The following is a 13,388-nucleotide window of genomic DNA, read 5'->3' on the forward strand; positions in this document are numbered from 1 at the left end:
CACTCCCCCACCCGGTACGCCGAAGTTCCCCGGCCGGCTCTCCCCGCCCGTCAGAAACCCCCGTCCGCCCTTCGCACCGCTCGTTTGACGGATCCGGCGGTCAGCGCCCGCACCTCGGCGAGGTAGGCGGCAATCGGCCTCTCGTGGCGCCACTGGCGGAGGGCCCTGGCGAAGATGCCGAGATAGTCGCCGCCCCGTACGGTCTGGAGCCTGGTGAAGAGCTGCAGGGACTCGTGTCCGAGCTGCAGTCCGGCTTCCCAGTCCCCCTGCTGCGCGTGCGCCGTGGCGAGCACCGACAGCCGGATCCCGCGCGACCTCGCGAACGCGTCACTGGGCATCGCACCCAGAGCGTGCCAGGCGAACGTCGACTTCGGGCGGCCGAGGTCACGGAAGATCTCCGTGGCGTCCGTGACGATCCGCTGCCGGTTGAAGAACTCGATCCAGGTGCGTTCGCCGCAACCTTCCGCCGACCCCTGCTGCTCCAGTCCCTCGGCAGTGGACAGGCAGACGCATGCGGAGCGAGCGTCCCCGGCGCGGGCGTGGGCCCGTGCCTCGATCAGCTTGGCGAATCCCAGCACGCGGGGATCGGCGCCCGGCACCCGCTCACAGGCTCCCTGCGCCATGTCGATCGCCTGCGAGGGGAAGCCCCGCATCATCGCCTGCATCGCCATGGTCGTGAGGACGTAGGAGCCGAGGTTGATGTCCCCGGCGGCCTTGGCCAGCCGAAGGGCCTGGATGTAGTGCCGCTGGGCGGTCTGGTGATGGCCTGCGTCGAAGGCCGTCCACCCGGCGAGCCGGGCCATTTCGGCGGTCACCGAGAACAGGTCGCGGCCGTCGCGCTCGGTGTACCTGCCGCGCAGCAGCGGTGTGACCCGCTCATACAGGTATTCGGTCAGCGACTGCGATTTCCACGCCGCGCCGCCGAAACGCGAGTCCCAGGCCCGTGCCGCCTCGGCCGCCTGCCGAAGCTCCTCGATGTGCTCGCGCTCCACCGTCGTGGGGCCGCTCGGGCTCGCCACGGGCTCGGTCGGACTGATCAGCCACCGGGTCACGGGATCGGAGAACGCGGCGACGGCGAACGGTGCCGTCGTGATGAAGTCTCGTCGGTTCAAGGCGCTCCAATACGACGTTGCTTCGGAAAGTGCCTGCTGCTGCTCCCTCGGGAATCCCAGTCCGACGGTACGGTCGCCGTTCGCGGACTCCATCCCGATGTCCGAAAGGTCGACCGGGCGGCCCAGACTCTCCGTGAGCACCGTGCAGATGTGCCGGGGAACGGGCCACTTCGGTGTCATCCCCCTGCGACACCAGTTCGCCACGGAGGTGTGGGTGTACTCGGTGGACAGTCCTTGCGATGAGCAGATCTGGTTCAGCCGGTGGGCCAGCCTCTTGTGACTGATGCCCGCTTCGGATATCAGCGTCTCCAGGTGGGTGTTCGCCCTGTTCCCGGTACCACTACCGGTCCCCGTCCCTGTCCCTGTCCCCGACCTCGTCCCTGTCGCCATCACGCTCCCTTTCGCCGCCCGTCCGACTCGGTCACGTTCCGTTCAATTCCAGCGTATGGCAACGGAGTTGGCGTGGGTTCGGGCCGCGATCCGTGAGCCCCCCGCGTGAGCCCTGCAATCCGGCGCCGCCCTTGCTCTCCTGGAGTCGGAAGAGTCGGGCGACAGCGGATCGAGAGCGGGTGGGAGCCATGGGGAAGTTTCGGCGAGACGTTTCGAAGGCGCGTACGGGACACGGGGCGGCTTCCCGGCAGGTTTCCCAACTGCACCGCGTGCGCGGGAACTTACCGCGGCTGCTCGCGACAGCGGCCGCGCCGGCCGGTGCGGCGGTCTTCGACGCCCTGCCGCTCTGGGTTTCGGCGGTGCTCTTCACCCTGCCGGGCGTCCTCGCCGTCCTGCGCCCGGTCCAGGAGCCAGAGCGTACGGGCGCGGACGACCACAGGGGCGAGCTCCGCCGGCGGCGGGCCCGGTCAGTGAATTGAGCGGGTCAGCGGGGAGCCAGGAGACCGTCCACCAGGGCTCGGAGCCCGTCCAGGTAGGTGTCCTCGGCGGTCAGCGGCGACCAGTGGTCCGCGACCTGCGCCAAACGGGGCAGCTCGCTCGGGTCGAGATCGGCGAAGACCCGATCCCGGTAGGTGGGACGGTCGGCGTCCGCGCGCCGCCGGGCCGCCGTCACGCGGACCACGATCTCGCCGGCGGTGTAGTACCAGATCGCGCGGTACCCGTGCACGGCCCGCTCGGGGGACAGGCCGCACACGACCAGCCCGTCGACGATCTGCTCGACGAACCACAGGGCGGAAGTGGACATCAGGTCGTCGGCGGTCAGCACCTCCACGATCCACGGGCAGGCGGCGAGCGCCTCGTGGATCGCGGCTGCGGCGACGACGATCCGCTCGCGCGGCCGGGCGGGCGGTTCGGGGCGGCGCAGCGTCCGCGCGGCGTAGTCGTCCAGCAGCAGGAGGAGCAGTTCTTCCTTGTTGCGGACGTGGTGGTAGAGCGCCATCGGCGTGCTGCCGATCTCGGTGGCCAGTCGCCGCATGGTCAGCCGGTCCACGCCTTCCGCGTCCACGATGCGGCGGGCCGTCTCGACGACCTCCTCGCGGGAGATACGGGGAGGTCGGCCGGGGTTCTTGCGCGGTGCGGACGGTTGCGGCATGTCCCCATCATCCCCCAGGTGTCGACAGCAACGGCCCCTTGGGGCTAGTTTCTTTACGTGTACAGAAACTCGCGATGGCGACCCGGAGTGGTGCTGGCAGCCGTGGCCGTCGCCCGGTTCGCCGTCGCCCTGGACCTATCCGTGGTCAACGTCGCCCTGTCCACCACGCCGCACACCGCACCGGCACGGCCACCGGACCGAACCACCTGCCCCGCGAGCCGCCACCCCTGCTGAGAAGCGACTGGAAGGAACACCGTCATGACGACGACACCCCTCTCACCCATCGACCTGTTCGCCTCGGCGCTGCACATCCACCCCGACGGTGATGTCCGAGCCACCGAACGGCGGATGACGAGCAGCGACTCCGGCGCCTGGCAGCTCGCGACGTTCCACGTCGAGACCGACGCCGACGTCCACGCCGACCACTGGGAGATGCACCCGCAGGCCGAGGAGGCGGTGTGCTGCCTGACCGGCGGTGTCCGCGTCTACTTCCGTCCCGCCGGGCCGGACGGCAGCGAGGAGATGGTGCAGTTGCAGCCGGGGACCGCGGTGATCGTGCCCCGCGGCCGCTGGCACCGCCTGGAGCTGGACGCCCCCAGCGACCTGATGTCGATCACCCGTCGCCACGGCACCCGCCTCGAAAAACGTACCGACACGCGTTGACCGAGCCCTCACGGCCTCGCCTTCACGGGCGAGGCCACCCCCGACCGTGTACGCGGCCGGCATCGATCAGGGCCCCTCCTTGTCCCGACGGAGCCGGCGTCTGGTCATGGCTCTGCACGATCACCGTGGTGCGACCGCTCCCGAGTCGGGGGACCGCTGGAGGCTTGAGGCGTCGACCGCTTCGAAGTCCGACCCCTTGATCTTCTTGAGTCCGTCGAGCTGGGAGTTGTTCCAGCCGGGGTTCTCCTCCCCCGAGATGTACCAGGCAGAGCCGTTGTCCGCGACGATGACGCCGTACTTCTTGAGCGCGTCGGCGACCGCCTTGGCCTGCGGGGCGAGCTTCGAGGTGTCCACGGTGCTCTTGAGCCGCAACCGCAGTCCCATCGGGGGCAGCGACGGGTCCGCCGCAGAGCCGGCCTGGTGCCGGGCGGGCCAGACGTGGCTCTGGTCCGAGCGGGGCACGGTCATCCGGATCGCATGGTCGATGTGCCCGGCCGCCGCTTCGTCGTGGCGCACCAGGCCGGGGAGGACGGCGAGGCCCGCGGCATCGGCCGACGTCCGCCCGTCGGGACGCAGCGCGTTGCTCCGCAGATCGAAGACCGCGCCCGACCCGGCGTGCCAGGCGTTGCCGCTCTCGTGCTGTGCGTTCCAGAGCTCGTACGACGTGCACAGATCGCGGTCCCAGACGATGACGTGCCGGTCGCCGTCGCTGGCCGGACCGTTCTCGACCCGGGCGTCCTGCGGAATCCGGTACCCGGAAGCGTCGCTCTCCTGCGCGTAGTCCAGCGTGACCTTCGACTCCGGCACCGCCGCGTCCGTGACGGTGATCGGGATGCCGAAGGGCAGACCGTCGACGAGCCCCGACCCGAAGTCCGGGTGCAGGGGCTCCGAAGCGCCGATCGAGGAGACGTACTGGGCGGACTTCGGGTGGACGGGAAGCCCGTCCACGGGTGCGCGCCAGAAGCTGTCGGGCAGCGAGGTCGGGCAGGTACCGGCCGCGGGCGCAGCGGCGGAATCCGCATCCGCGTACCCGGACACCAGGCATGCCGTGGCCATCGTCGCCGCTGCGGCGATCACGCCGATTCCCCTGCCTGACCTCGGCCTCGCTCCACGTTCGCTGCTCATCGATCACCCCGGATACTCGTGCGTGGCCGCACGGTGCCGAGCCAACGGATGTCGTCTTCCAGCCTAGGCGCGTTCCGCTCACGGCGCCCCCGTGTGAGGGGCCGACGGCAGTGGCGGGGCCGCCGCCGCGTCCGTTCCTAGCTGATGGACGCGGTGGTCGCGGCGGCCTGGATCCCTGCCGGTCGTACGACCCGGACCGGGGTGTGTGCGCCCTGCGGGGTCCGGGGGATGAGGCCCTCATTCCGCCCGGCCTCCTCGAACGCGGCCGGCACGCCGGCCAGTTGCTGGTCCGTGTGTGCGGCCGTCAGCGTGACGCGCAGTACCTCGCGGCCCGTTCCGACGCCGGGATAGGTCATGGGTGCGGTGAACACTCCCGCCCGGAGCAGCTCCCGCCACATGCGCAGGCACCGTTCCCGGCCGTGGCGAGGACGGGGACGACGGGGGTGACGGAGGCGCCGGTGTCGTATCCGAGCGCCCTCAGGCCGTTGTGGAGTCGGTCGCCGAGGTCGAGCAGTGGATGACATCGGCTGGTCCGGCGATGACTCCGCCGACGGAGGCCAGGCTCTTGGAGAGGGGGTGGTCAGCAGGGGTTGCAGTCCGAAGTGGTCCGCGGCCCCGGCGCCGCTGGGTCCGAGCACTCCGAGGTCGTGGGAGCTGTCGACGACGACGGAAATCCGGGTGCGGCGCGCGAGACGGGGCTGGTATCTCCTGGGGGATGGAACCGCTGCCGACCCGACGCCTCGTCCTCCTCCCCCTGGACGCGGACCGGGCCCGGGGGCTCGCCGCCGGAATACCGGCTCCGGGCGACCGCTGGGCCGAGGGGTATCCGGATGCCGGGGACCGGGCCGGGGCCGAACGGTACCTGCGGGTGCTGGCCGACACCGGCGACCCGGCACCGTACGGGGCGTTCGAGATCCAGCGCCGCTCCGACGGGCTGCTGATCGGCGGCGCGGGCTTCCACGGCCCTGCGGACGGGGAGGGCCGGGTGACCGTCGGGTACGGACTGGTACCCGCCGCACGGGGGCGGGGCTACGCCGCCGAGGCCCTGCGCGCCCTGCTGGCGCATGCCCGTGCTCACGGAGCGGTCTCCGTGTCGGGCGACACCGACCGGGAGAACACGGCCTCGCAGCGTGTCATGGCGGCGGCCGGCATGCTCCCGGCGGGCGGGGACGAACGGCTGCTGTACTACGCGGTGAGCTGGGCGCGGGCGGCCGGAAGCAGCTGAGCCATGGCGACGGTCATGGCGAAACCGCCGTCGTGGGGGCTCGCCGGGGTGGCGGGGTCTCGCTCGGGTCAGTCGGTGGAAGGGCCCGCCACACCCGCCGGCTCCGTCTCCATGGCCTGGCGGTCGAACCTCAGCATGGCGAGGAAGAACAGGCCGCCCAGCAGGAGGAGGCCCACCACGATCACGACGGAGACGAGCGCCTCGTTCGGGGTCACCAGAACGAACAGCGCGATGAGCGTCCACCCCAGAGCGCAGATGGCGACCGGCAGTTCGAAGCGTCCCAGGTCGAAGGCACCCTTTTGGCGGCTCAGGCGGCTGCGTACCGCCAGGTAGAGCACGATGGTCGAGCCGTACGTGACCGCGGGGAGGATGGTCGAGGCCGTGACCAGTTCCAGCAGCGCGGCGCCCGGCAGCGCCAGCATCAGGACGATGCCCAGGGCGAAGACCAGCACGGTGGCGGGGATCGGTGTCCTCGTGTGGGGATTCACCCGCCGCATCAGGTGGTGGGCGGGGAAGCGCCCGTCGCGCGACATGGCGTAGACGAGGCGCGAGCACGCGACCATCACCACGATCCCGGCGCCGAAGAACGCGATGGTGATGGCGGCCAGCAGGGTCTTTTCCGTCGCCGGACCGAGCTGGTCACGCATGATGGCCGCGACCGGTGAGCCGTCGGCGCCGATGCGGGGGATGTCGTCGATCGCGATGGTGAGTGTGATCAGGAACAGCATTCCCAGGACGCCGGCCGCCACGACCGATCCCACGATCGCGCGCGGGACGGTGCGGAACGGATCCTTGGCCTCCTCGGCCAGGTTCGCCGCCGAGTCGAAGCCGACGAGTGTGGCGAGTCCCATGATCATCGCAAGCATCAGGCCGCCGCCGACCGCGAAGTAGTCGGGGGCGCGTTCGACGACGCCCCGCGAGGTCAGGTTGCCGACCGCGCCGTCGCCCGTGACCGCGACGGCGATGACGAGCGCGATCGCCACCACCACGACGAGCGCCAGTTCGAGCCCCACCGCGACGGTGTTGATCAGGCTGACGATGCGCGTGGAGGCCTCGGCCAGCACGGTCTGGACGAGCAGCACCACGAGTGTGATCAGGCGCGCGGTGTCCTCGTCCGGTGCGATGCCGGCGAGCGGCATGAACGCCTGGCTCGCGAGCGCGTTGTCGACCGCCACCACGCCGATCGCCAGGTAACAGAAGGTCAGCCACCCGAACCACCAGCCGATCTTCGGGGTGGCCAGCCGCGAGGCCCATTGGTAGGAGGAGCCGCTGAGCGGAATGCGGGCCGCGAACTGGGCGACCACCAACGCCACGAGGGTCTGTCCCACCGCTGCGACGATCCACAACCAGATCCCGACCGGCCCGGCGGTCTGCAGGACTTCGTCGAAGGTCGCGAAGATGCCGACCGCCACCGAGATGAAGGCGAACGAGATCGCGAACACCTGGAAGGAGCCGAGCGTCCGCTTCAGCTCCTGCCGGTAGCCCCCGGCCTCGACGGACGCCGCATCGCCTTGGGCACCGGACGAAGACTCCACCACCGTGTCCACCTCACCTTCCAAGGCCCCGCCCATGCCCGAGGCACACGGCGGACCGCGGGACCGTTCAGTGCAGCACGTGCACCATCTTGCGCAGCCGCCTCCCGTTCGGCTCGCGCGACCGGCCGTGCGGAGGCCGAGAAGTTCGCGCCCCGCCCCGGCGGCGAGCGGCCGTTCCACCAGGCCCCGGTGACCAGGGCCCGGGCGCTTGACTGGGATCAAGACGACCGATCATCATGGAACCGAGACGACCGGTCATTTTGCCCGCCCGATCCACCCACACGAGGGAATGACATGTCCACATACCGAGCGTTCGAGGTCACGGGGTCACGGAAGTTCGCGTGGGTGGAGCGCGAGACTCCGGAGCCGCCGCCGGGGCACGTGCGCCTGCGCGTCGAGGCCTGCGGGGTCTGCCACTCCGATGTCCTGGCCGCCGAGGGGATGCGGCCCGACCCGTCCAGGCCGGTGGTTCCCGGGCACGAGGTCGTCGGCGTGATCGACGCGGTCGGCCCCGGGGTGACGACGTGGCGGGTCGGCGAGCGCGTGGGCGTGGGTTACCTGAACGGCCACTGCGGAGTGTGCGACTTCTGTCGGCGCGGCGACTTCGTCAACTGCGCCGATCAGCCTCAGACGGGCAGTGACATCGACGGCGGCTACGCGGAGGTGCTGGTCACCAGGGCCAGCGGCCTCGTACGGATCCCGGAGAAGCTGAGCACGGTCGACGCGGCGCCGCTCCTGTGCGCGGGACTGACGGTCTTCAGCGCGCTTCGGCAGGCCGACGGCGCCCCCGGCGCACTGGTCGCCGTACAGGGGATCGGCGGCCTCGGACACCTGGGCGTGCAGTACGCGAACAGGCTCGGGTTCCGCGTCGCCGCGATCGCCCGGGGCACCGACAAGGCGGAGCTGGCCGAGCGGCTCGGCGCCGACCACTACATCGACAGTTCCGCGGAGGACCCGGGCGAGGCGCTGCGGCGGCTCGGCGGGGCGGCCGCGATCGTCGCGACCGCCGCGAGCGGTGCCTCGATGTCGCCGCTGGTCTCCGGGCTGGCGCCGCGCGGCCGCATGGTGGTGCTCGGGGCCGCCCCCGATCCGATCCAGGTGCAGACCAGTGACCTGATCTTCGGCACCCGGACGGTCAGCGGAAGCCTGACCGGCAGCTCCATCGAGAACGAGGACAACCTCCGGTTCGCCGCGGACCGGGACGTCCGTCCCATGACCGAGGTCATGCCGCTCTCCCAGGCTCCCCAGGCCTACGAGCGCATGATGTCCGGCGAAGCCCGTTTCCGTGTCGTGCTGCATGTGGCGCTCTGACTCGACCCCGGCGGCATCGCGTTCGCATGCGGTGCGCTGGTGTCAGGCAGGCGGTGGCATCAGGCGAGCAGCGTGCCGAACACCGCGTCGAAGAACACCTCGTAGGAGTCTTCCGAACGGTCGGCCCGGGTGGAGATGAGCGTCCCCTCCCAGGCGTTCAGAATGAACCGGGCGAGCGTGCGCGGGTCCGTGGCCGCCGTGACCCTGCCCGACTCCTGAGCCTCTGCGATCGGGGCCGTGAGCGCCTGCTCCCAGCTCGCCAGGCCGGTTCGTACCGCCTCGCGGATGAGGTCGCTGTGATCGGCCATCTCCGTGCCGAGGCCTCCCAGGAGGCAGCCGCGGGCGAAGTCCCGGCCGGTGTTCTCATCACGGAGGAATTCGAAGTGCCGCCGCAGCCGCAGCAGCGGATCGACGGACGCATCGGTGAGCTCGTGGAGCCGGCGGCTCTCGCCGTACCGCTCCAGGGCCACCACGGCCAGCGCTTCCTTGCTCTCGAAGTGGTTGTAGAACGACCCCTTCGGGACCCCCGCGCCGTCGGTGATGTCCTTGACGCCCGCCCCGTTGAACCCGCGGGCATGGAACCGGTCGACCGCCGCCTCGACGATCTCCTCGCGCATGCTCCTCCTGCCCATCGGGAGCACCCCCTCGTCGCAATATGACCAACCATCTTAGAACATAAAACCTTAGCAGGGCCGGGCCGGGTCGGCGCCTTCCGGGTGGTCGGGCCAGGCCGACGCGAGAGGGCCGCGCCGCCTGCGGGGGAGGCCGCGGCGCCGCCGGACGCGATGGCAGCCGTGGCCGGGAAGTCCTACCATCACGAGTACGCACCATGCGCCCTGCCGCCGTAGGGAGGCCGGTATCGTGAACGCCGGATTCGGACGAACGGGCCTCTCGTCCTATCTGCCGATCGCAGACCACGGCCTCATCGGGGATCTTCACAGCGCGGCGCTCGTGGGCACGAACGGCACCATCGACTGGTACTGCTGCCCGCGCTTCGACTCACCGAGCGTGTTCGCCTCCATTCTGGACGCGGACCGGGGCGGGTCGTTCGAACTCGCCGCCGACGTGCCGACGCGGACCCGGCAGTTCTACTTTCCCGACACGAACGTTCTCATCACGCGGTTCTTCGCCTCCGACGGGGTGGCCGAGATCCAGGACTTCATGCCGGTCGCCGACGACTCGGACGCGCAAGCCCCGCACCGGCTGATCCGCCGGGTGATCTGCGTACGGGGATCGCTTCCCTTCACGGCGCACGTGGCTCCCCGCTTCGGGTACGGCGCCGCACCGCACTCCGCACAGGCGCGGGGCGCCCACACCGTGGTCTTCCGTTCCGGGAGCCTGTCGTTGGCGCTGACCTCCACCGCGCCGCTGGAGTGCGACGGACTCGACGCACGATCCGGCTTCAAGCTCTTGGAGGGCGAGTCGGCGGTGTTCGCCCTCGACCCGGTCGTCGACGACGTCATCCCGCGGGCCTGCCCCCAGGCCGAGGCCGAGCAGCAGTTCGAGACGACGGTCAGGTTCTGGCGCGACTGGCTGGCCGGCTCGCGCTACCACGGACGGTGGCGGGAGATGGTGCACCGCTCGGCTCTCGTGCTGAAGCTGCTCACGTACGCCCCGACCGGTGCGATCGTGGCCGCCCCGACGACCAGCCTGCCCGAGCAGATCGGCGGCGAACGCAACTGGGACTACCGTTTCGTATGGGTCCGCGACGCCGCGTTCTGCGTCTACGCCATGCTCAGACTGGGCTTCACCGGCGAGGCCGAGGCGTTCATGCGCTTCCTGTCCGAGCGGGGCATCATGCGGGGCAGCGGCCCCGCCGGCCCACTGCAGATCATGTACGGGATCGACGGGCGCGGCGAGCTGCCCGAGCAGGTACTGCCCCACCTGGAGGGCTACTTGGGGTCCGCCCCGGTGCGGGTGGGGAACGCCGCGACCGGGCAGCTCCAGCTGGACATCTACGGAGCGCTCATCGACTCCGTGTATCTCTACGACAAGTGGGGCCAGCCCATCAGCAGCGACCGGTGGGAGGAGCTCGGCGTACTGGTGGACTGGCTCTGCGACCACTGGGACCAGCCCGACGACGGGGTGTGGGAAACCCGCGGGGGACGAAAGAACTTCGTGTACTCCCGGTTGATGTGCTGGGTGGCGATCGAGCGGGCCATCCGGATGGCGAACCGGCGGGGCCTGCCCGCGGACCTCCCCCGCTGGCAGCGCAGCCGTGACGCGATCTACCGGCAGATCATGCAGCGCGGCTGGTCCCCCGAGCGAGGGGCGTTCGTCCAGCACCTCGACGACCTCGTGCTCGACGCCTCGGTGCTGATGATGCCGATGGCCAAGTTCATCTCCCCCACCGACCCCAAATGGCTCTCCACCCTGGACGCGCTCACCGCGGAGCTGGTGTCCGACTCGCTGGTCTACCGCTACGACCCCGAAGCCAGCCCGGACGGCCTGAGGGGAGCCGAGGGCACCTTCTCGATCTGCTCCTTCTGGTACGTCGAGGCGCTCACCCGCGCCGGACGGCTGGAGGAGGCGCGGCTCGCCTTCGAGAAGATGCTCACCTACGCGAACCACGTCGGCCTCTACGCCGAGGAGATCGGCCTGACCGGCGAACAGCTCGGCAACTTCCCGCAGGCCTTCACCCATCTCTCGTTGATCAGCGCGGCGTTCAACCTCGACCGGGCCCTCGGCTAGGCCGGCATGACGTAGCCGAGCAGTCCTTCCCGGGTGTACGGGCCTTCGCAGTCGGGCCTGTTGGATACGAAGTGGTCGAAGACGGACGGGATGTAGCACCGGTAGAGGGGCACCGATCCGGGCACCGCGGTGGTGTACACGTATCCGACCGGGCCGAGGGGCTGCTGGCCCTCGCATCCCGGGTCGGGCGTCAGCAGCGAGTGGTTGGCCGCCTTGCACTCGTAGAGCCGGACCGTACCGGGCGCGGGATCCCTCAGTACCTTCCAGACCGCCTCGTGGGTGAAGTCGCCGGGCAGGGGGCGCGGGGAGGCGAGGTGGCCGTAGTGGGGGCGGTAGCCGCGGACGAGCGGGGTGTAGGGCGTGGTGTGGCCGCGGCTGCGTTCCCAGGTCCGCAGGTAGCCCTCGGCGCCCTGCATGAGCTCGTCCACCACGTCCTGGCCGCCGGTGACGCGGATGTCCTCGATCCAGTCGGGTACGAGGCCGTAGTGGGCACCGCCGCCGTCGGTGTTGACGTCCCAGACACGGTCGCCGGTCACCTGACGGTCGAGGACCGAACCGCCGTCGGGGCTGCGGAACGGGTAGTGCACGGGGTCGCCGGCCGCGGCCCGGGCTCCGGGCAGCCAGGCGAAGCCGTTCATGTCGGTGCCGATCCCGTACCCGGCGCCGTACTCGGCGCGCAGGGCGGCGTGCCTGCGCGCCTCGGCGGTGAACGCGGGCGCCTCGTACATGTGGCCGGTGATGAAGCCGCCCAGGCGGTAGACCCGTTCGGTCCAGTTGTCGTCCATCCAGCCGTGGGTGGACAGGGCGCCGGCGTACTGCTCGCCTTCGAGCACGCGCAGCGCCTGGTTCGCCGCCTTGACGCTCATGTGGTCGATCTCCAGCATCATGCTGCGCTTCATCATGCCCAGCACCGCGTACTCGCCCAGGGCGGTCAGGCCCCGGCGGTTGCACTGCGCCGCCTGTAGGGAGCCGGCGTACCGCGGCAGTTCGACCCCTTCCGGCAGGGCGTCCCGGATCCGGGCCCGTGCCTCCGCCTCCTCCTTTGCCCCGGCGGCGGCGGTGCTCACGGCGGTCGCGGTGGCGCCCGCTTCCTCCTGGCCCTCGGCCGCGGCCGGGCCTGCGGCGAGCCCGAAGCCGATCGGGTTGTCGTGCTCGGGGCCGGGGCACGCCTCGGTGCTCCAGAAGGTGCCGGTCGACAGGAACTGGCCGGCGTTGATGGCCATGCCCTGGGTGCCCGAGTCGAACCGGACGCCGCACAGGGCGTTGTCGAACTTGTGGCAGAGGAACATGCTGCGCACGCCCAGGCGGTGCAGTTCGTCCAGGCCGCGGTCGATGTCCGCCATCGTGCAGCGGGCACTGTCCAGCACCTGCTTGCAGCCGAACGGTTCGGAGGTCTCCACCCCGAGGACGACGGCGAGCTTGCCCTCCTGGATGACCTTGCGGGCCTGGTCGGGCTCGGTGACGACCCGGAACCAGCCCTTGCCTGCGCCGCCGTACATGGCGTCGACGTAGTCCTGGAGTTCGTACGTCTTCTGGATCTGGAGCCTGATCGCGGTCATCTCGTCGCAGCCGCGGTCCTTGAAGAAGTAGAGCGAGCAGATGACTCCGTTGGTGACCATGTCGTTCACCAGGATCCGCTGGCCGCCCCGCCAGGCCCGCTCCACCCAGGCGTAGTAGGTCTGCTGGTGGGTGGCGGAGTCGTGGGCCGGCCAGTCGCGGAACGTCGGCCAGCCGTTCGGGTCGTGCAGGCCGTCGCCGCCCTTGGTGATCATGTCGAAGAGGGCGAGGACGCCGTTCGGGTAGTGCTCGGGGCAGTCCTTGAGGGCGTCCGCCACCCCCGCCGTGGAGAAGACCTTTCCGCAGACCAGCCGTCCTCCGAAGCCCTCGTTGGACATCAGGTGGACGTGCGCGTCGACGTATCCGCGGACCCGGCCCCGGGCGTCGGTCCCCCTGAACGGCTCGCCTGTGACGTTGATCTGCGAGTCAGGGGCCGGGCGTGCGACGGGCTCCCACCACTGCGGGCCTGCCGCCGCGCCGGCGGTCGCCGGACCGAGTAACAGTGCCGCCAGTGCGAGGACCAGGCCGATCAACAGGTACCGGCTCCGTCCGAAGACTCTTCGTCGGTTCATCGCCATCCCTCCCTCTCACGATGCGTTCATGACAACTTGGAGATCGTCTCCGGC

At 70.5% G+C, this 13,388-nt stretch carries 12 protein-coding genes; 5 read left to right on the forward strand and 7 right to left on the reverse strand.

Going from position 1 to position 13,388, the window contains the following annotated elements:
* Positions 1-50: 50 nt before the first annotated feature.
* Positions 51-1,112 carry a sporulation protein gene (locus ADK52_RS18160; protein ID WP_234343957.1) on the reverse strand — a complete coding sequence of 354 codons (1,062 nt, stop codon included), beginning with the start codon at positions 1,110-1,112 and terminating at the stop codon, positions 51-53.
* Positions 1,113-1,771: 659 nt separating this feature from the next.
* Here ADK52_RS18160 and ADK52_RS18165 point away from each other — a divergent pair.
* Complete coding sequence (locus tag ADK52_RS18165; RefSeq protein WP_053690870.1) at positions 1,772-1,981, forward strand: hypothetical protein; 210 nt, start codon at positions 1,772-1,774, stop codon at positions 1,979-1,981.
* Between the two features lie 5 nt (positions 1,982-1,986).
* Here ADK52_RS18165 and ADK52_RS18170 read toward each other — a convergent pair whose 3' ends face one another.
* Complete coding sequence (locus ADK52_RS18170; RefSeq protein ID WP_053690871.1) at positions 1,987-2,655, reverse strand: TetR/AcrR family transcriptional regulator; 669 nt, start codon at positions 2,653-2,655, stop codon at positions 1,987-1,989.
* A 258-nt stretch (positions 2,656-2,913) separates the two neighbouring features.
* Between ADK52_RS18170 and ADK52_RS18175 the strand changes: the two genes are divergently transcribed.
* Positions 2,914-3,318 (forward strand): cupin domain-containing protein, encoded by a 405-nt coding sequence (locus ADK52_RS18175; RefSeq protein ID WP_053690872.1) that lies wholly within the window; start codon positions 2,914-2,916, stop codon positions 3,316-3,318.
* A gap of 120 nt (positions 3,319-3,438) precedes the next feature.
* On the opposite strand, the gene ADK52_RS18180 is transcribed toward ADK52_RS18175, so the two are convergent.
* Together ADK52_RS18180 and ADK52_RS18185 are read right to left on the reverse strand one after the other, a co-directional pair.
* Positions 3,439-4,395, reverse strand: coding sequence for a hypothetical protein (locus ADK52_RS18180; protein ID WP_053690873.1), 957 nt, complete (start codon positions 4,393-4,395; stop codon positions 3,439-3,441).
* A gap of 185 nt (positions 4,396-4,580) precedes the next feature.
* Complete coding sequence (locus ADK52_RS18185; RefSeq protein ID WP_159045974.1) at positions 4,581-4,799, reverse strand: hypothetical protein; 219 nt, start codon at positions 4,797-4,799, stop codon at positions 4,581-4,583.
* Positions 4,800-5,158: 359 nt separating this feature from the next.
* Here ADK52_RS18185 and ADK52_RS18190 point away from each other — a divergent pair, with 359 nt between their 5' ends.
* Positions 5,159-5,668, forward strand: a complete 510-nt coding sequence (locus ADK52_RS18190) for a GNAT family N-acetyltransferase (protein WP_053690875.1) — start codon at positions 5,159-5,161, stop codon at positions 5,666-5,668.
* Between the two features lie 68 nt (positions 5,669-5,736).
* Here ADK52_RS18190 and ADK52_RS18195 read toward each other — a convergent pair whose 3' ends face one another.
* On the reverse strand, positions 5,737-7,206 hold the full coding sequence (locus ADK52_RS18195) for an APC family permease (protein ID WP_053690949.1): 1,470 nt from the start codon (positions 7,204-7,206) through the stop codon (positions 5,737-5,739).
* A gap of 291 nt (positions 7,207-7,497) precedes the next feature.
* Between ADK52_RS18195 and ADK52_RS18200 the strand changes: the two genes are divergently transcribed.
* The gene (locus ADK52_RS18200; protein ID WP_053690876.1) at positions 7,498-8,514 is read left to right on the forward strand and encodes an alcohol dehydrogenase; all 1,017 of its coding nucleotides are present in this window, start codon (positions 7,498-7,500) and stop codon (positions 8,512-8,514) included.
* A gap of 59 nt (positions 8,515-8,573) precedes the next feature.
* Here ADK52_RS18200 and ADK52_RS18205 read toward each other — a convergent pair whose 3' ends face one another.
* Positions 8,574-9,131, reverse strand: coding sequence for a TetR/AcrR family transcriptional regulator (locus ADK52_RS18205; RefSeq protein WP_053690877.1), 558 nt, complete (start codon positions 9,129-9,131; stop codon positions 8,574-8,576).
* Positions 9,132-9,375: 244 nt separating this feature from the next.
* Between ADK52_RS18205 and ADK52_RS18210 the strand changes: the two genes are divergently transcribed.
* Entirely contained in the window at positions 9,376-11,205 is a 1,830-nt protein-coding gene (locus ADK52_RS18210) for a glycoside hydrolase family 15 protein (RefSeq protein WP_078988421.1), read from the forward strand.
* On the opposite strand, the gene ADK52_RS40215 is transcribed toward ADK52_RS18210, so the two are convergent.
* On the reverse strand, positions 11,202-13,334 hold the full coding sequence (locus ADK52_RS40215; protein WP_107090105.1) for a membrane dipeptidase: 2,133 nt from the start codon (positions 13,332-13,334) through the stop codon (positions 11,202-11,204). The genes ADK52_RS18210 and ADK52_RS40215 overlap by 4 nt on opposite strands.
* Positions 13,335-13,388 lie beyond the last annotated feature (54 nt).

This window comes from Streptomyces sp. WM6372, from assembly GCF_001279655.1.
Lineage (GTDB): Bacteria > Actinomycetota > Actinomycetes > Streptomycetales > Streptomycetaceae > Streptomyces.

Bases quoted from the DNA above. Each gene is read 5' to 3' on its own strand.
- ADK52_RS18200 (WP_053690876.1), top strand. From the start codon at position 7,498: ATGTCCACATACCGAGCGTTCGAGGTCACGGGGTCACGGAAGTTCGCG.
- ADK52_RS18175 (WP_053690872.1), top strand. From the start codon at position 2,914: ATGACGACGACACCCCTCTCACCCATCGACCTGTTCGCCTCGGCGCTG.
- ADK52_RS18190 (WP_053690875.1), top strand. From the start codon at position 5,159: ATGGAACCGCTGCCGACCCGACGCCTCGTCCTCCTCCCCCTGGACGCG.
- ADK52_RS18205 (WP_053690877.1), bottom strand. From the start codon at position 9,131: ATGCGCGAGGAGATCGTCGAGGCGGCGGTCGACCGGTTCCATGCCCGC.
- ADK52_RS18185 (WP_159045974.1), bottom strand. From the start codon at position 4,799: ATGACCTATCCCGGCGTCGGAACGGGCCGCGAGGTACTGCGCGTCACG.
- ADK52_RS18170 (WP_053690871.1), bottom strand. From the start codon at position 2,655: ATGCCGCAACCGTCCGCACCGCGCAAGAACCCCGGCCGACCTCCCCGT.
- ADK52_RS40215 (WP_107090105.1), bottom strand. From the start codon at position 13,334: ATGAACCGACGAAGAGTCTTCGGACGGAGCCGGTACCTGTTGATCGGC.